At 66.4% G+C, this 18,053-nt stretch carries 9 protein-coding genes and 1 pseudogene; 3 read left to right on the forward strand and 7 right to left on the reverse strand.

The genetic code is table 11. The features are described 5' to 3' along the window. Positions 1-27: 27 nt before the first annotated feature. Entirely contained in the window at positions 28-867 is an 840-nt protein-coding gene (locus BO226_RS03715; RefSeq protein WP_033098790.1) for a formate/nitrite transporter family protein, read from the reverse strand. Positions 868-1,172: 305 nt separating this feature from the next. Here BO226_RS03715 and BO226_RS03720 point away from each other — a divergent pair, with 305 nt between their 5' ends. After that, positions 1,173-3,971: an aconitate hydratase gene (locus tag BO226_RS03720; RefSeq protein WP_071934634.1), complete on the forward strand. Its 2,799-nt coding sequence runs from the start codon at positions 1,173-1,175 to the stop codon at positions 3,969-3,971. A 24-nt stretch (positions 3,972-3,995) separates the two neighbouring features. Here BO226_RS03720 and BO226_RS03725 read toward each other — a convergent pair whose 3' ends face one another. After that, positions 3,996-4,907 carry a LysR family transcriptional regulator gene (locus BO226_RS03725; RefSeq protein WP_024103548.1) on the reverse strand — a complete coding sequence of 304 codons (912 nt, stop codon included), beginning with the start codon at positions 4,905-4,907 and terminating at the stop codon, positions 3,996-3,998. Between the two features lie 175 nt (positions 4,908-5,082). On the opposite strand from BO226_RS03725, the pseudogene BO226_RS03730 reads away from it, so the two are divergent. Together BO226_RS03730 and BO226_RS03735 are read left to right on the forward strand one after the other, a co-directional pair. Continuing rightward, a pseudogene (locus tag BO226_RS03730) lies at positions 5,083-6,287 on the forward strand (Glu/Leu/Phe/Val dehydrogenase dimerization domain-containing protein). A 168-nt stretch (positions 6,288-6,455) separates the two neighbouring features. Next, complete coding sequence (locus tag BO226_RS03735) at positions 6,456-10,844, forward strand: AAA domain-containing protein (protein WP_071934635.1); 4,389 nt, start codon at positions 6,456-6,458, stop codon at positions 10,842-10,844. A 90-nt stretch (positions 10,845-10,934) separates the two neighbouring features. On the opposite strand, the gene BO226_RS03740 is transcribed toward BO226_RS03735, so the two are convergent. From BO226_RS03740 to BO226_RS03760, 5 genes are all read right to left on the reverse strand, one after another. Further along, positions 10,935-11,924, reverse strand: coding sequence for a linear amide C-N hydrolase (locus tag BO226_RS03740; RefSeq protein WP_071934636.1), 990 nt, complete (start codon positions 11,922-11,924; stop codon positions 10,935-10,937). A gap of 179 nt (positions 11,925-12,103) precedes the next feature. Beyond that, complete coding sequence (locus tag BO226_RS03745) at positions 12,104-13,840, reverse strand: alpha/beta hydrolase (protein WP_071934637.1); 1,737 nt, start codon at positions 13,838-13,840, stop codon at positions 12,104-12,106. Between the two features lie 109 nt (positions 13,841-13,949). Then, positions 13,950-15,668, reverse strand: a complete 1,719-nt coding sequence (locus BO226_RS03750) for an alpha/beta hydrolase (protein ID WP_071934638.1) — start codon at positions 15,666-15,668, stop codon at positions 13,950-13,952. A 305-nt stretch (positions 15,669-15,973) separates the two neighbouring features. Continuing rightward, positions 15,974-16,414 carry a hypothetical protein gene (locus tag BO226_RS03755; protein ID WP_024103553.1) on the reverse strand — a complete coding sequence of 147 codons (441 nt, stop codon included), beginning with the start codon at positions 16,412-16,414 and terminating at the stop codon, positions 15,974-15,976. After that, positions 16,395-17,396, reverse strand: a complete 1,002-nt coding sequence (locus BO226_RS03760) for a hypothetical protein (protein WP_071934639.1) — start codon at positions 17,394-17,396, stop codon at positions 16,395-16,397. Before BO226_RS03760 ends, BO226_RS03755 begins: the two co-directional genes overlap by 20 nt. Positions 17,397-18,053 lie beyond the last annotated feature (657 nt).

The following is an 18,053-nucleotide window of genomic DNA, read 5'->3' on the forward strand; positions in this document are numbered from 1 at the left end:
CGTTTGCTGCTGTCCGGATCTCAGGGGTCAGGACGAAGACACGGGTACCGTCGGCTCCACGACCTGCCTCTTCGGCTGCGTGCGCACGTGCGTCGTGTACAGGGCCAATCCCACGAAGACGATGCCACCCACCATGTTGCCGAGGACCGTCGGAATCTCGTTCCACACCAGATAGTCGCCGATCGAGAAGTCTCCTCCGAGAAGCAAACCGGACGGGAACAGGAACATGTTGACCACCGAGTGTTCGAAACCCATGTAGAAGAACAGCAGTACCGGCATCCACATCACGATCACCTTGCCGGGGACGCTCTTGGACATCATCGCGGCCACCACGCCGGTGGACACCATCCAGTTGCACAGGACGCCACGAAGGAACAGCGTCATCATTCCGGCGGCGCCGTGCTCGGCGTAGCCGAGTGTGCGGGCCTCACCGATCTCACCGAGGCGTTCACCGACAGCGTCCGGTGGAATCGAGTACCCGTAGGTGAGGACGAAGGTGATGAACACGGCGACGGTGAATGCGCCGAGGAAGTTCCCGACGAAGACCAGGCCCCAGTTGCGCAGCATCGCGCCGATCGTCACACCGGGGCGCTTGTCCAGATAGGCGATCGGAACCATCGTGAAGACGCCTGTGAGCAGGTCGAACCCCAGAAGGTAGAGCAGGCAGAACCCGACGGGGAAGAGCAGGGCACCGAGGAGGGCGTTGCCCGTCTGTACGGTGATCGTGATCGCGAACGCGGCCCCCAGGGCGAGGATCGCGCCTGCCATGTACGCGCGGATGAGCGTATCGCGCGTCGACATGAGGACCTTGCTCTGACCGGCATCGACCATCGCGCGGGCCAATTCGGCGGGTGGAACGTAGGACACGGCTACCTCCTGGTGCGAACAGTGCGCGGACCAGTGTCGGGACGGTGCATGTCCCAGGGGTTGCCTCACCGTAAGGCCGCGTTGCGTTCTGCTCGCGTCACGCGCCTGTCGGCTGTGAGGATCCTGTCGGACTCCCGGCTCGAGGGCGTCGCGACCGTCGGACGAGGTCGACCGCGCGCTCGCCCTACGCCCACGACGGTTCCGTCGTGGTGTCGAGACGACGGTCCGGGTGGTGATTGCGACGCGGCGGAACGGGCTACCCATCCGGGTAACCACCGGAAACATCGCAGTCGGGAGGCACGTTCATGAGTGACGACAGTTTCGGCGCACGCGACACCCTGAAGGTCGACGACACCGACTATCGGATCTATCGCATCGACAAGGTCCAGGGTTCGGAGCGACTGCCCTACAGCCTCAAGGTCCTGCTGGAGAACCTGTTGCGCACCGAGGACGGGCGACTCGTCACCCGGGAGCAGATCGAGGCCGTCGCGGGATGGGATCCGAAGTCGACGCACAACCCGGAGATCCAGTTCTCCCCGGCACGTGTCCTCATGCAGGACTTCACCGGCGTCCCGTGCGTCGTGGACCTCGTCGCGATGCGCGACGCCATGACCCAGCAGGGCGGCGACCCGAAACGCATCAACCCCTTGATCCCCACCGAGTTGGTCATCGACCATTCGGTGATCGCCGACGTCTTCGGCACCGAGGACGCCTTCCGGATCAACACCGACCTCGAGTTCCAGCGCAACCGCGAACGCTACGAGCTGCTGCGCTGGGCACAGGGAGCGTTTGACGACTTCAAGGTGGTCCCACCCGGCACCGGCATCTGCCACCAGGTGAACCTCGAGTACCTGGCCCGCGTCGTCTTCACGCGAGAGGACGAGGACGGCGGGCTCGTCGCCTACCCCGATTCGCTCGTCGGCACCGACTCGCACACCCCCATGATCAACGGCCTCGGCGTCGTCGGCTGGGGTGTCGGCGGCATCGAGGCCGAAGCGGCCATGTTGGGTCAACCCGCGTCGATGCTGATCCCGCAGGTCGTCGGCTTCAAGCTCACCGGCGAACTGCAGGAGGGCACCACGGCGACCGACCTCGTGCTCACCGTCGCCGAGATGCTCCGCAAGACAGGCGTGGTCGGCAAGTTCGTCGAGTTCTTCGGCCCCGGCGTCGCCAATGTGCCGCTCGCCAACCGCGCGACCATCGGCAACATGAGCCCCGAGTACGGCTCGACGATCTCGATCTTCCCGATCGACGACGCCACCCTCGACTACCTGCGTCTCACCGGTCGCGACGAGGGGCAGATCCGCCTCGTCGAGGCGTATGCGAAAGAACAGGGTCTGTGGCACGACCCCGATCGCGAACCCGACTACAGCGAGGTCGTCGAACTGGATCTGTCGAAGGTGCGACCGTCCGTCGCCGGCCCGAAGCGACCGCAGGACCGCATCCCCGTCGCCCTCGCGCCGAAGGCCGTGACCTCGCTGCTCAACGGTGAGGAAGTGCCCGACGTCGTCTCCCGCGTCCAGGACTCGGGTGTCGACGAGGGCGTGCTCGAATCATTCCCTGCCAGCGACCCGGTGTCGGTGCGCAGCGAGGACTCCCGCGACGAGCCGCGCGACCCGGTGCCCGACGACGCCGACACCTCGGCGCCGCCGTCGAAGAAGGTCCCGGTGCGGGTCGGGGACGGCGACGAGTTCGAACTCGACAACGGACATGTGGTGATCGCGGCGATCACATCGTGCACGAACACGTCGAACCCGTCGGTGATGATCGGTGCGGCGCTGCTCGCCAAGAAGGCCGTGGAAAAGGGGCTGCGGAGCAAGCCGTGGGTGAAGACCACGCTGGCTCCAGGGTCGCGGATCGTCACCGACTACTACGAACGTTCGGGTCTGACGCCCTATCTCGACAAGCTCGGCTTCAACCTCGTCGGTTACGGCTGCACGACCTGCATCGGCAATTCCGGCCCGCTTCCCGACGAGATCGCGGCCGCGATCGACGAGCACGACGTCAACGTCTCGGCCGTGCTGTCGGGCAACCGCAACTTCGAGGGACGCATCCATCCGCAGACGAAGATGAATTTCCTCGCGTCGCCGCCGCTGGTGATCGCGTATGCGCTGGCCGGCTCGATGCTCGTCGACCTCTTCAAGGACCCGCTCGGCACCGACAGCGAGGGCAACGAGGTCTACCTGCGCGACATCTGGCCCACGACGCAGGAGATCCAGGAGGTCATCGACGACGCGGTGCGCGCGGAGATGTTCGAGACCGGCTACCAGGACGTCTACACCGGTGACGAGACGTGGCGGAACCTCGACGTGCCCGACAGCGAGGTGTTCGAATGGAAGGACGAGTCGACGTACGTGCGACGTCCTCCCTACTTCGAGGACATGTCGTCGGAACCCGAGCCGCTGCGCGACATCGAGGGCGCGCGGGTACTCGCGCTGCTCGGCGACTCCGTGACCACCGACCACATCTCGCCGGCCGGTGCGATCCGACGCGACAGCCCCGCGGGTCGCTACCTGCAGGAGCACGGCGTCGAGCAGGCCGACTTCAACTCCTACGGGTCGCGACGCGGCAACCACGAGGTGATGATCCGCGGCACCTTCGCCAACATCCGACTGCGTAACCAACTGGTGCCGGACGTCGAGGGTGGCGTCACCCGCTATCTGCCGACCGACGAGCAGATGAGTATCTACGACGCCGCGCAGAAGTACGCGGAGGACGGCACACCGCTGGTCGTGCTCGCGGGCGCGGAGTACGGGTCGGGCTCGTCGCGTGACTGGGCGGCCAAGGGCACGTTGCTGTTGGGGGTGCGCGCGGTGATCGCGCAGTCGTACGAGCGCATCCACCGCTCCAACCTCATCGGTATGGGCGTGCTGCCGTTGCAGTTCCCGGAGGGCGAGTCGGCGCAGAGCCTCGGCCTGACGGGGGAGGAGGAATTCACCATCACCGGTCTGGCGGACAGCGACGAGATCCCCGAGACCGTGCACGTGAAGGCGGGGGACACGGAGTTCGACGCGACGGTGCGCATCGACACCCCCGCCGAGGCCGAGTACTTCCAGCACGGCGGAATCCTGAAGTACGTGCTGCGTAAGCAGCTCGCGCAGTAGGCAGCGACAGACGGGGGCTCGTGGCTACTGCGCCGCGAGCCCCCGTTCCGCTGCGGCGGTGCGCACCGCGTCGATCACGAGGCGCAGCGGCGGCCGTTCCGACGCGACCCCGCGATGCGCGATGGAGATCGTGCGCACGAGCGGTTCGGTCAGCGCCACCACCTCGACCCCGGGTGAGCTCAACGTCAGCCCGAGATCGGAGACGAGCGTGACACCCAGCCCCGCGGCGACCATCGCCAGCGCCGTCGCCTGCTCACCGACCTCGTGGTTGATCCTCGGCTCGAACCCCGCACGTTGACACGCGAGGCTCACCGCGCGGCCGAAGTGCGAGTTCGGGCCGGCCAATACCCACGGATGCTCGGCGAGGTCGGCGAGTGCGATGGTGCCCGCCGGCACCGTCCCGGGCGGCACCGCGGCGTGCAGTCGCTCGACCGCGATCACCACCTTGGTCAGCTCCGGATCCCACAACATCGGGTAGCCGGAGTATTCGATGACGAACGAGAAGTCCAGCGATCCGTCACGGACGGCGCCGGCGGTCTCCTCGGGGGCGAGCTCTCGCGTGCGGACCTCGATGCCGGGATGCTCGGTGGCCAGCAATGCCAGCGCGCTGGGGATCAGAGTGGATGCGACGGAGGCCCATACCCCGGCGGTCAGGCGCGCGGTGACCCCGTCGCGGGTCTGTTCGAGCGCGGTCGTCGCGCGCTCCACCGACTGCAGGATCTCCTCGGCGTGTTCGGCGAGCAGCACGCCCGCCTCCGTCAACTGGACCCGACGTCCCCTTCGCTCGAAAAGCGTTGCGCCGACGTCCCGTTCGAGTTGGGTGAGCTGTTGCGAGACAGCCGAGGTGGTGTAATGCAGGGCGAGTGCGGCAGCCGTGACGGTGCCTCGGCGATGCAGTTCTCGAAGCATCCGTAACCGGCGCAGGGACAACTCCATGCCGTCAGCGTAGGGCGCGCCCGGGGACCTGCAACCGCTGTGAGCTCGCGTTGTGTAGAAATCGTGAACTCCGACCTTCGAGTTTCGTAACTGGACGCCCCGCGCCGCCCCCGGGCACGCTGGCGTCACCGGCCGAATCGACGTAGTGACGGCTCTGACGAACGGGGGACCGCATATGACCACCATGGCAACACGCGTCGACGCGGTGGACACCCGCAGGGACGAACCCTTCCTGCGTCTCACCTGGACGGACCCGATGACAGGTGCGCACGGCTATCTCGTCGTCCACACCCTGGTGGGCGATCTGGCGACCGGTGGCACCCGCATGCGGGCCGGGTGCACGATGTCGGAGGTCGAGGACCTGGCGCGCGGCATGGCCGCGAAGACCGCGGTGTTCGACCTGCCGGTGGGCGGCGCGAAGGGCGGGATCGACTTCGACCCGAAGGACCCCCGTGCCGTCGATGTGCTGCAGCGCTTCTGCCAGGCGATGCGTCCCTGGTTGAACGCGCACTGGTCACCGCCGAGGACCTGGGCGTTCCCCAGCACCTCCTCGACGAGGTCTTCGAGCGGCTGGGACTGCACCAGTCCTTCCACGCCGCGATCAACCGTGCGGCAGACCCGGCGATCACCTTGGAGCGGGTACGCACCTCCCTGAACGCGCCGGTCTACGGCGGCTTCCTGCTGGGTGACGTGATCGGTGGTTACGGCGTCGCGCAGGCCTGCATCGCCACCGCGAACGCATACCGCTGGGCACCGGTCGAGACCACCGTCGCGATCCAGGGAATCGGCACGATGGGTGGCGGCGCCGCCTGGTATCTGCACGAAGCGGGCATGCGCGTGACCGTCGTCGCCGATGCCGCAGGAACACTGTATTGCGCTGACGGACTGGACATCCCGGCACTGCTCGACCTTCGCGACGAGTACGGGGAGATCGACCGGTCCCGCGTCCCGTCGCACGTCGAACAACTGCCGCGCGACGCGGTGATCGGCATTCCCGCCGACATCTTCGTCCCCGCCGCCATCTCTTACGCCATCACGGCGGAGAACGTCGACCGGGTCGCCGGGCGGGTCGTCATCGAGGCCGCGAACTCCGCGACGACACCGGACGCCGAAGCTGTGCTCACCGCACGGGGTATCCCGGTGATCCCGGATTTCGTCGCCAACGCCGGCGCGGTCGCGTGGGCGTGGTGGGTGCTCCTCGGGTGGGTGGGGACCGATCCGGAGGATTCGTTCCAGCGCCTGCGCACCGAGATGCTGACCAAGATCACGTTGCTGGTCGAGCGGTGGGCGCTCGATCGGGTGCCGCCGCGGCAGACGGCACGCGAACTCGGCGCGACCAACCACGCGCCGACGGCCTCGCGCACGGTCACCATCCCCTGATACTGTCACCTCACTTATTTCTGCAGGTCAGCGCCTTTTCGATGAGGATCGGCGGAAATGCCGGTGGACGTCGTCCGGGTCCGGAAACGCGCATGTCGATCAAGACTTCTAAGGTGGACATGCCCGTCTCCGTGGACGGGTGGAAGGACGTCCGCAAGGGTGAGTGGAGTGCAAGTGGAGTCAGGCGAGAGCGAACCCGAATTGAGGGATCGCGTGCAGCGCCTGCTTGCCTTCCTGGCCGAGCTCGTCAAGGCCCGCAGCGCGCCCGTCCGCGTCGTCGACAAACACCGCGCCGTGATGTCCCTCGAGGAGGGAAACATCAGGGCCGGCCTGCGTGCCCACGCCGCATCGGGCGACATCGTCCTGCGCGCGCGTCGCGTTCAGCTCGAAGAGCCCCCGCGCCCGCCCGCTGAGCTCGCGAAGTACGTGCACGGGGACATCGCGGATTCCGCCGTCGAGCCCGAACTCGACCCCCAGGCCATCGGCATCGACGGTCTCGACGCCTGGCTGACGGAATGGCGGACGTGGGCGGTCGTCGATCGCGAACGGCAGGCCGCCTCGCATCTGTATTCCTTCCTGCAGCGAGCCATGCTCGACCTCGAGGACCAGCCCGAATCGCTGGAACTCGTCGTCGCGTCGGGTCTGCTGCACCTCTCGGAGGGTGTGGCGGGCGCGCGGGTCCACACGCACCTGATCACTCAAGCCGCGCTCATCGAGCGGCAGGGCGATTCCGGCGACCTGGTGGTCCGGCTGAGTCCCAGCGCGGGGCCGTCGCTCGAAGACGTCCAGCTCCTCACCGGACTGGAGGTCTTCGACCCGACGAGTGTCCGCGAACTGCACGATGCGCTCGTCACCCAGGTTGCGTCGCCCCTCGACCCCGCGGCCCGCGCGTTCTTGAAGAGCTGGGCCGAGCGTGCGCTCACCGTGCCGGTCGACGTCGTCGATCGTGCGGACGAAGCGTCGTCGTCGGATGCATTCGTGACGCCGTCGCCGGTCCTCGTGCTGCGCAAGCGTGGCGCGCACGCGCTCATCGAGTACTACAACCGCATGACCGAGGCGGCCGCCGAGGAGTCGAATCCGGTGCCGCTCGGGCTGGCGCAGCTCGTCGAAGCGATCGAACCGGCCGACCGGGTCGCGTGGCTCGACCGCATCGGCACGCCGTCGGCCGAGTTCACCGGGGAGCAGTTGCTGCCGCTGCCCGCGAACGAGGAACAGCGCGACATCATCGACCGGCTCGCCGGCGACAGCGGTGTCGTGGTCGAGGGTCCGCCGGGTACGGGCAAGACCCACACCATCGCCAATATCGTCGCGGCGCTACTCGCGCGTGGGCAGCGTGTGCTGGTCACCAGTGAGAAGGCGCAGGCGCTGCGTGTGCTCCGGGAGAAGCTCCCGTCCGAGCTGCAGGAACTGTGCGTGGCCGTCACCGACCCGGTGCACGGCGGCACGGTCGAACTCACTCGCAGTGTCAGCGAAATCGCCATCCGCAAGGCACAATTCAACGTTCGGCGCGCGCAGGAACGTATCGACGTGCTCACCACGCGACGCAACGACGCACTCGAGCGTCGCGCGACGCTGATGGAACAGATCCGGCAGGCGCGCGCGGAGGAGACCGAGGCCCACGCCGATGTCGCCGCCGGCTACGAGGGGACGGCCGCGTCGATCGTCCGGCGGGTCCGCGCGCACGAATCCAAGTACGCGTGGTTGCCCGCGCCTCTGCTCACCGACACCCCACCGCTGACGGTCGACGAACTCGTCACCCTTCACTCGTTGCATCAGCGGTCGAGCGTCGAGCGCGCGCGCCGTCGCCAGCAGCGCTTCCCCGAATTGTCCCTGCCCACCCAGAGGGAACTGCAGTACGCGTGCGCCGCCGTCTCCCAGGCGTCGAGCGGCACGACCAACGGCGAGACACAGGGGCTGTTGCGGGTCCTCGAGGGTGCATCGCTCGAAGCACTCGGCCGCATCCGCGACCTGTGCGAGCAACTGCAGGGTGCCCTCGAGGACGCGGACCGGCTCGACGCCCGAATCCAACGCGTCGCCGACGACGTCCTGTCGGGCCGGGCCCAGCACCTGTGGGGGAAGACCGCCGAGCTCGCCAGGCTCGTGCAGGCCGCGCAGGAGGCCGACCGGATCGTCGGTGCCAGCTCGGTGGACACCTCCGTGACGGGACGTCAGGCCTTCGAGGCGTACGACGCGCTCGCCCGCAAGCTCGAGGCCGGCGACACGTGGCGCAGCGGATTCACCCGGTTCCGGCGCAGCGACGAGCAATCCGCCGTCGAGGCGCTCGGTGAGATCGCGACCGTCGAGGGTGTCGCCGCCACCACCGCCCAGACGGCGCGCATCGTCGCCGAACACCTTCGTGCGCTCGAGGCGATCCGGGTCGCGCGGGTGGTCCTCCGCGACCTCGGTATCGACATCGAACTCGACGAGTCGCGCAGCCGCGCGGTCGGCACCCTCGCGTTCCTCGACCGCGACCGTGCCATCGTCGACAATCTCGTGGCGCGGGTACACGACGTCGAAACGGCACTGCGCGAGGTTCATCCGGGGGCGCCGCGGATCACGAGCATCGAGCAGGCGCGGTCCACCGCCGAGTCGGCACGGACCATCGCCGCCGCGGGCACCGCCGAAGCGAGTAAGAACTGGCTCGAATCCATCGGCATGTACGTGCGGAGTCAGATCTCCGGGGGAGCGTCGCCCGAAGGACGCGCGCTGGCCCGCGCCTTCCACGACGCCGACTTCGACGCCATCAACGCGGCCCTGGATGCGTGGGACCGGGCGGCGGGGGAGCAGCGTGAGGAACTGGAACTCGTCTCCCTCCACGCGCGCCTGACCACCGCAGCACCCGCACTCGCTCAGGCCCTCGCGGAGAATCCGTTGAGCCTGGCCTGGCCGGTTCGTCTCGCCGACATCGACGAGGCGTGGGCGTGGCGACGCGCCGACGAATGGGTGCGACGCTTCCACGAGCGCAGCGACGACGGACAGTTCGAACGCGACCTCGACGCACTCGAGAAGGACATCGCGCGACTCACGACCGAACTCGTCGAGGAGAAGGCATGGAGCGCGTGTCTCGACCGCACCACGGCCGAGCAGGTGCAGGCGCTCCATTCGTACCGCGATCACATCGCGAGCATCGGTAAGGGCACCGGCCGCTACGCGGAGCGCTATCGGGCGGCAGCGCGCGAGGCCATGCAGGTCGCGCAGGGGGCGGTGCCGGCCTGGGTGATGCCGCTGCAGCAGGTGCTGGCTTCGATTCCGCCCGAACAGAATTCGTTCGACGTCGTCATCGTCGACGAAGCGAGCCAGACCGACATCAGCAGCCTGTTCTTGCTGTGGCTGGCGCCGCGCGTGATCGTCGTCGGCGACGACAAGCAGTGTGCACCGAGCGCGGTGTCGCTCGGTGCGCTCGACGGGGTGTTCAGCCGCCTCGATTCGTATCTGCCCGACATCCCGAACTACCTGCGCGACAGCTTCACTCCGCGGTCGAGTCTGTTCTCGTTGCTACGGTCGAGGTTCGGCAGCATCGTCCGGTTGCGCGAGCACTTCCGGTCGATGCCGGAGATCATCGCGTGGTCCAGCGACCAGTTCTACGCCGACGACCCGCTGGTCCCCATGCGGCAGTACGGCTCCGATCGTCTGCAGCCGCTACGCACCACGCTCGTCGAGGACGGGGCCGTCACCGGGCAGAACTCGACGCTGACGAACTACGCCGAGGCACATGCCCTGGTCGACACGCTCGTGAAGTACGTCGAGGACCCGGCCTACGACGGCAAGACCTTCGGTGTCGTGGTGCTGCAGGGGCAGTTGCAGGTCGACATCATCCAGAACGAACTGCTGGACCGCCTCACGCCGGAGCAGTGGGACGAACGCAGGCTCCGCGTCGGCACGCCCCCGGACTTCCAGGGCGACGAGCGGAACGTGGTGTTCTTGTCGATGGTCGTGGCGCCCGAACAGAACATCGCGGCGTTGACCCGGACCGAATACCAGCGACGCTTCAACGTTGCGGCCTCGCGTGCCCAGGACCAGCTGTGGCTGTTCCACTCGAGGACAATCGACACGCTGCGTCGCACCGACCTGCGGTACTCGCTGCTCACCCACATGCGGACGACGTCCCCGCGGCCGGCCGAGCCGATGCCCGACGGCGTGACGCGCGACGAGCGGCACGAAGCGTTCGACAGCCTCTTCCAGCAGGACGTCTTCCTCGACGTCGCCGCTCGCGGCTATCACGTGAACCCGCGGGTCGAGGTGAACGGTCACTTCATCGATCTGGTCGTGACCGGGGCGGCAGGCAAGCTGGCAGTTGCTTGTGACGACGAACAGTGGCACACGAGCCCCGAACGGCAGAGCGCCGATCTGGAGCGGGAGCGCGAACTGCACCGCAGCGGTTGGAAGTTCTGGCGGGTCCGGGAATCGGAGTACTACCTCGACCCGGTCGCGGCCCTGTCAGGACTCTGGGAGGAGCTGGAGCGTCGCGGAATCACGCCGGGCCGGGTGGATGCAACGGTCGTCGACGACACCGTGGATGCGGGTACACGAACGATGACGGGGATCGGCGACTACTGAGACGACTCGGCCGCCCCAGCGTTCGCGGTGGCCATCGGATGGGGAAAGATCCCCGAAGGCAAGGCCTCCGGGGATCTTTCGTGTGCAGATCTATGACGGCATCGCGATGAACGTCAGCGGATCCGACTTCTCGAATCGGCCGCTGACATTGCCCGCGAGGCCACCTTCGAGTGCCGTGTCGCCCAGGAGATCGAGCTTGCCCGCCGGTGCGCCCTCCGAGAGGTCGAGATCGCTCAGGTCGACCCACACGATGTTGGGGCGCGTCGTCGACTCGAACACGTAGCGCTTCTCGGCGAGGTCGGCCACCGTCTGCCAGATCGTTTGCGAGGCATACGGTTTTCCGGGTTCGGGCACGCGGAACGGCTGCGCGGCATTGCGGATCACGCTGAGAACGCCCGCGATCGCCTGCACCTGGCTCTGCGGTTCCGGCAGACTGCCGACGTAATGCGCTGCGCGAGCGAACCTGTCGGACGCATTACCGGTACCGGGAAGTGGTGCGTCACCGCCGAATCCCTTCACCTTCTTCAGCAGTCCCAGCTGTTCACCGTAGGCGGGAGAGTTCGTCATGACGGCGTAGTCGCGGCTGTGCCAGACCGTCGGTGTGCCGTCGAGGTATTCGATGATCGCGGAGTCGCCGGTCGCGTCGTCGAGTGCGAGATGCACGGCGGGTACCTCACCGGTCGCCGGGTCGCCCAGCGGAACGACCTGCACGCCGGTCTTCTCGATCCAGTCGACGGCCTCGGCGACGGTCGCGAAGTTGTCGAGGAAGTACTGCATCCACACCGCGACACTGAGCGCGGGTCGGCTCTTGTCGTGGGTGCCGTAGTCCGATTCGGTGAGCCACAGGATGTGTCCGCCGAGGCCGGCCTCGTTGAGTCCGTCGACGGTCATCATGTCGTAGGCGCCCGCGACCACACTGCCGTACTTCGAGGTCCACGAGAGTTGTCCACCGACACCGTCGTCGCGGGTGATGCCACGGGGGAGCGCCCACAGATTGGTGGCGGTTTCGCGGTGGTAATCCATGTTGCGTCCCACGAGCACTTGACCGGACGGGCCGTTCCACACAACTCGTGTGCACATATGCGCCACCTTCAGGCGGTAGATCCGTGTCGACGAATTATCTCCTCGTGAATCGACGTACTCCGGTTCGCATTCCTGTGTCGATTCACAAGCGATATCGAGGTTGTATCACGAGGTGGTGCGAGAAATCTGGAGAAAACTCGGTTCGCCGGATTAGGCGGGAGGGTGAATTCTTCTCGTCACCCGTCCGACGACAGTGCGTCGAAGACCGCCTTCACGCGCACCTCGTCCTCGATGCCGAGAATGTCCGCCCAGAAAAATCCCGCCTCGGTCGTGTAGGCGTGGCCGTGCCCGCCGGGGACTTCGGCGGCAAACACCATGTCCAGGGTGACCTGCCAGAACGTCACGAACGGAATCCACGTCATCCCCTTGTCGATGTCGGCGCCGCGTTCCTCGCGCAACCAATCCGGGCGGTGCCGAACAAGCTGGGAGGACCACCACACGATCGGATCGCTGGGATGCTGCCAGTACACGATGCGGGGAGATTCCCAGTCGCGGAGGCCGTCGAGATCGGTGAGGTCGTCGGGAGTCGCAGCGAATCGCACGTTCTGGCCACCGTAGATGACCGGAAGAATTTCGCGGCTGCCGGGATCGCGCGAATCGGTGATACGTCGCCACTGCTCCGTGAAATTCGGTGTGCCCACCCACAGTGCGCCGTCGGTTCGGGTGATCATGTCCTGCACGCCGGCGAAGGCCGATTGACCTCCGTACGAGCCCAGCGATTCCCCGAAGACGAGCAACTTCGGCCGGGTTTCCGGATCGAGAACACCCCACCTCGCGTACACCGCCTCGAACAACGCGCGACCTGCATTGCGGGGCGAGACCCGATCGGCGAGGAAAGCCAGGGGACTGGCGAGGAACGAATACTGCATGGCCGCGATGGCAGAGTTGCCGTCGGAGAGGTATTCCAGTGCGGCGGCGACGTCCTGGTTGACCCAGCCACGACCGGTCGTCGTGGCCACGGCGAGGTACTCGCGGTCGAAGGCACCGGTGCGGTCGAGTTCAGCAACGACATGCGAGGCGAGCACCTCCATCTCGTCGTAGTCCGTGTAACCGTCGAGACTGTCCAGGGAGCGGTACCCGGCGTAGACGCGGATCGGCATCATCGCGGGTTCCCCGGTCACCGCGGTGATCTCCTCCGGAGACGGACCGCCTGCGACGAACGTGCGGCCCTCACGGCCCAGCGAATCCCACGGTTCGAGCGACGCGTCCGACCCGGATCGTTCCGGTGCCTGCGGCTGCTCGACCCCGTCTGCAGTGCCTTCGTCCACAGCCATCGCCGATCCGTTGGCGATCCGCGCGATCTCCACCGACAGCAGACCTTCCACCGCCCAGAACATGATCAGCCCGACCAGCACGACACTCACGATGCGCGCCAGGGGAGCCGGCAGCACGCGGACGACGAGTCCGGTGACCCATTGCGCCACGTGCCGCAGACCGCGGCCGATGACGAGCAGGAGCAGCGTCACCACCACGGCGACGAGCAGCACACCCGGATAGTCCCAGCTACTGCCGGGATCCATCCCGACGAGTTCGCGGCTGATGTCCTGCCACCACGAACCGAGGACGAGGAAGGTCGGCACCACCACGACGGCGACCGCTGCGAGCAGGTACCAACCGACCTTCTTCACGGTCGCCGACCAGTTCGTCTCGAAGCCGCACTTGCGGACGATCCACGCGACGAGCACGCCGATGCCGTAGCCCGTGATGACGCTGATGCCGGTCGCGACACCCTGCAGGTACCAGGGGCGTGGAAGCAGGGACGGCGACAGCGACCAGCAGTAGAACAGCAACGCGACGGCGAGGCCGACCGGATGGAACCGGCCCAGCCATCGCAGGATCCCGTCCTTCAGCCGAACCGAGAACGATGGGGATGGCTCGAGAGGTGCGGGCTGTGTATCGAGGGTCGTGGTCATCGGCGGTCGCTTTCGTCGGTACCAGGGCGCAGGAAGGCATGGCGAAGAGACGGAATGCGAAGCCGTAGGGAAGAAGCTAGCAGAGCCTCGGGCAGCGTGCCGTGCTCGACTACTCGTCTGCGGTGTTCAACTGTTCGACGGCGTCGGCGATCCGCTGCGTGTCGGTGAGCGTCCACCCCTCAGGTGACGTCACGGCGGCCCAGCCGTAGGGGATGAGGTCCTCGTAGTTGTGGCCGTGACCGACGGGTGGCGACGTGCCGACCATGATGTCGGCCGCGACCTGAGCGAAGGTGACGATGGGGTACCACCGCATCGACGGTGAGCGATCCGTGCCCGGAGGTTCGGCGAGCCAGTCGGGTCGCTCGAAGAGCAGTCCCGGTCCCCACCACACCACCGGATCGGACGCATGCTGCAGATACAGGACCCGCGGGTCGTTCCACGGTCCTTGCTGGTCCTCGAGCGTCTGCAGGTCGGAGGCGAACCGCACCGCGACGCCGTCCTCGTAGACGGGCAGGACCTCGGGGCTGCCGGGATCACGATGGTCGACGATGCTGCGCCACAGCTGGTTCGAGTTCGGAGGTCCGACGAACAGCGCGCCGTCGATCTGGTTGCGCATGTCAGTGAGGTCGTCGAAGGCGGCTTCGGCGGATTGCGAGCCGAGGCTCTCGCCGTAGACGACGAGCTTGGGTCGCTGGTCCTCCGGCAGTTGCGACCAGCGTTCGTGGACACCGTTGATCAGTGTGTTGCCGGCGGCCTTGGCGGCGGAGCCGTCGACGAGGAAGGAGATCCAGCTCGGCAGGAAGGAGTACTGGATCGCGGCGATCGCCGAGTTGCCGTTGTAGATCGCTTCGATCGAGTCGGCGGCGAACGGGTTCACCCACCCGGTCCCGGTGGTGCCGGCGACGACGAGGATCTCGCGCTCCCACGCCTTCGTGCGGTCGAGTTCGTCGAGGATCAGCTGCACCTGCTCATCGGTGGTGCCGTCGGCTTCGAGTCCCGCGTACACCCGTACGGGTTCGAGAGCGGGAGCGTCGTTCAGTTCGGTCAACTGCTCGGCGTCCATCCCACCGGCGACGAACGTGCGTCCCTGACGCCCGAGACTCTCCCACGACGACGTCGACGCCGGGCTGCCCGATCGCTCGGGAATTTGCGGCTGCTCCACGCCGGGGTCGGTGCTGTTGTTGTCGGCGGCGAACACGATGCGTGCCGCCATAGAACTGCTCGCGAGCAGAACCTGATCGACGAACACCACCACCGCGAGCACGAGGATCACCGGTGCGAGAACGCCGGCCGCGACGACCGGAACACGCAGGCGAGTCGCGAGGAACTCCGCGAAGCGTCGTCCGACCCACCGCAATCCGCGTGCGATGTAGAGGAGGGCGGCGAAGAGCGCGACGCTCACCAGGCCCGTGCGCAGATACGCGAAGCCCGTCGTGGTTTCGATGCCCATGAGTGCACGGATCTCGTTCTGCCATCCCGCCGCGGCGAGCAGACTCCCCAGAAGTGTTCCCACGGCAACGAGGGCGACCACCACTTCGGCGATGCGTCGGACCGTGTGGCGGCGTCGCCACCACGTGAGACGCGGAGCGATCCATCGCCGCGCGGGAAAGGCGACGAGCACACCGATGCCGTAACCGACGATGCCCGTCACGCCACTGATCAGGCCCTGGAAATACCCCTCACGGGGGATGAGGGACGGGCTCAGGCTCCACGCGAAGAAGAGCAGGGCGACGACGAGGCCGACGAAGTCGAGGCCGAAGACGGAGAGGTGACGTCGGGTGTTTTCACTCGACTCGTCGATTTCGAGGGGGGTGGCGGGAGCGGTCACGGTGCGACAGTAACTAATACGGAACGTGTACGCCGTCTATCGACCCTCCGCGCGATGGGGGTATGTCGGTAGGGCCTATCTGCGACTCAGGTAATTTACGCTCGGATCTCAGGCTCCGCCGCCTACCCACGAACTCATCTTTTCAAAGTCGGTGCGCGCCTGGCCCGTCCCCAGACCTTCACCCGTCATCGTCCTCCCCTCGCCCTGAGCTCTCACCTGAGCGGGTAGGTCGACGATGGGATTGGGAATTCACCGATTGGAGTCGCTTTGCGGTCATGGTCGACTGAGAGAGGCAACGAGACGGCTCAGAGATCCCACACCTGATCGGGATCGTCGAGCGCCGCTCGAATCTGTCCGAGATCACCGAGGTCGGCCAGGGGAGAAGTCTTGGCGATATCGACGATCCCTCGCAGGACCTCGCTGATCACCTGTGAATTCTCTTGCTCCAGTGCCTGATCCAGTCGGGAGAACAACGCATCGAAGGTTGTGCGGCGTTCGGCGAAGGACTGCTCGAAGTAGTCCCTGACGATCGACTCGGCCGACTTGATGCGCTGAACTTCCGCGGTTGCGTATGTGTGCAGGCGGGTGCGTTTCGTTTGTTCGACGGCGTGGATCTCGATGCATTCCTGCGCGGCGGTGACCAGCTGCGAGAGCGCTGCGAAACCGTCGACCGCAGCAATCTTGCGTTTCACCGAGCCCAGTACCTCGCCCTCGTACACCTTCCGGTCAGCCTTGTTCGGCGCCACGGTCGTCTCCTTCTGTCATCGGGCGGTACCGCACCGTCAGATTTGCGCTGTTCTCGGTCAGTTCGCCGTCTTCGTCGAGAATGGGGGTCGCGGCGACATCCCGGACGGCCACGGACAATGCCATCGCCTTCTGGAAGCGCGACGCATGAGCCCGTGCATCGAAGGGCTCGGACTCGAGCACGTCCAGGGCTGCGACTGCTTTGACGGTCAGTGCGCCGAGCACGGAGCGCAATTCGTCGATGCGGTGGTCGACGGCGGTCAGGAGAGTGTCGGTGGTGCCCAATTCGGCATTCGCAATGTCGATCTTGGCTTGGAACTCGGCCGCTTCGGTGAGTGCCTTCTGGCCTTGCCCCTTGATGACGAAGCCGCTGATGAGGAGAGCGGGGCCGATCGTCACCACATTCAACGCTGCCGCGCCGAGTGCCACACCGCCACCACCGGCGGACAGCGCGCCTCCACCGAGCCATGCCATTGCGGCGCTCTGTGCGGCTGCTCCCGAGAGACCGGATATGGCGGCCCCTGTGCTTGCAACACCGAAGCTCGTGGCGGCCGCCGATACTGCGGATGCGGTGCCGACACCGGTCGCAACCGATGCCATGGCTCCGCCGAGCCAACCTCCCAGATTCAGGTCGAGGCCGTTCGGTCCGTCGACCTGCGTGATGCCGGCCTGGAGACCGTCGGCCAGCAGCCGCTCGTTCTCCCGCACCTGCTTCTCGTATCGCCGCAAGAACTCCGCCATGCGGATGACGACGTCGGTCAACGCCTGTTGCTGCTGCCCGCCCAGCGCTTCGAGCTGGGTGTTGGTCTTCCCGACTCGTTCTACGATCGCGTCGCGGCGCTTGATGTACTGCTCGTGAGCCCTGCGCAGTTGGTCCGCTGCTTTCTTACGGTCGGCTATGCCTTTGCCGCCAAGGGCGACGCCGCCGCCGCCCGTCACGGCGCCGATGGCGATCAGTGCGGCCGGAATCAGAGGTAGGACCATGAGCTCTCCTTCGTGTGGTCGGCACAGTGTGCCACTCGACCCGGACAAATCAACCCCTCGGTCCCGTCTGAATGGCATGGACGGTCGGATGGGCAGGAGAGGGGCGAATCGTCGAGATCTCAGCGCCTGCAGGGACTAAATCCTCTGCGTCGACAGGACCAACAGCGCATGATATTACGTTGGGGTAACGATCTCTGCACCACGCGTAACAAGAGACATTTGGTCCCCGATGGACTGGCGAACAGCCGATGCTCGCTAGATGCAGTGGCGCTGCGACGGTCCGGACTAGAAACGAAAGAAGCCTGTGCAGTCACTCTCAGCCTCATTCGATTCCAGAGTGCCCTCGGTAGCGCGAAGGGGAGGCACACAAGCGAGCATCGCCGTCGGCGTTGGCCGTTGGAGTGCTACGGACGCCGGTTCAAGACCGGGACTTTCACATCGGGGGGCGTCTTCGCCGGCATTCGCACTGACGACGATTGAAAGTCGAGGTGTCCTAGGGTCTGGAGAGTCGATTATTGCCTATGGAGGCCGCAAGGATCTCGTCTTCGTTCACAAGTGCGAGGGGGACCGCTTCGCCTCACGGCGCAGACTGCACTTTCATATTCGTCAGGACGCCCAATATCTGAACGGGACGCACGGACCTGTAAGTCAAAGGGC

This window comes from Rhodococcus sp. 2G (genome assembly GCF_001886355.1).
Lineage (GTDB): Bacteria > Actinomycetota > Actinomycetes > Mycobacteriales > Mycobacteriaceae > Rhodococcus > Rhodococcus pyridinivorans.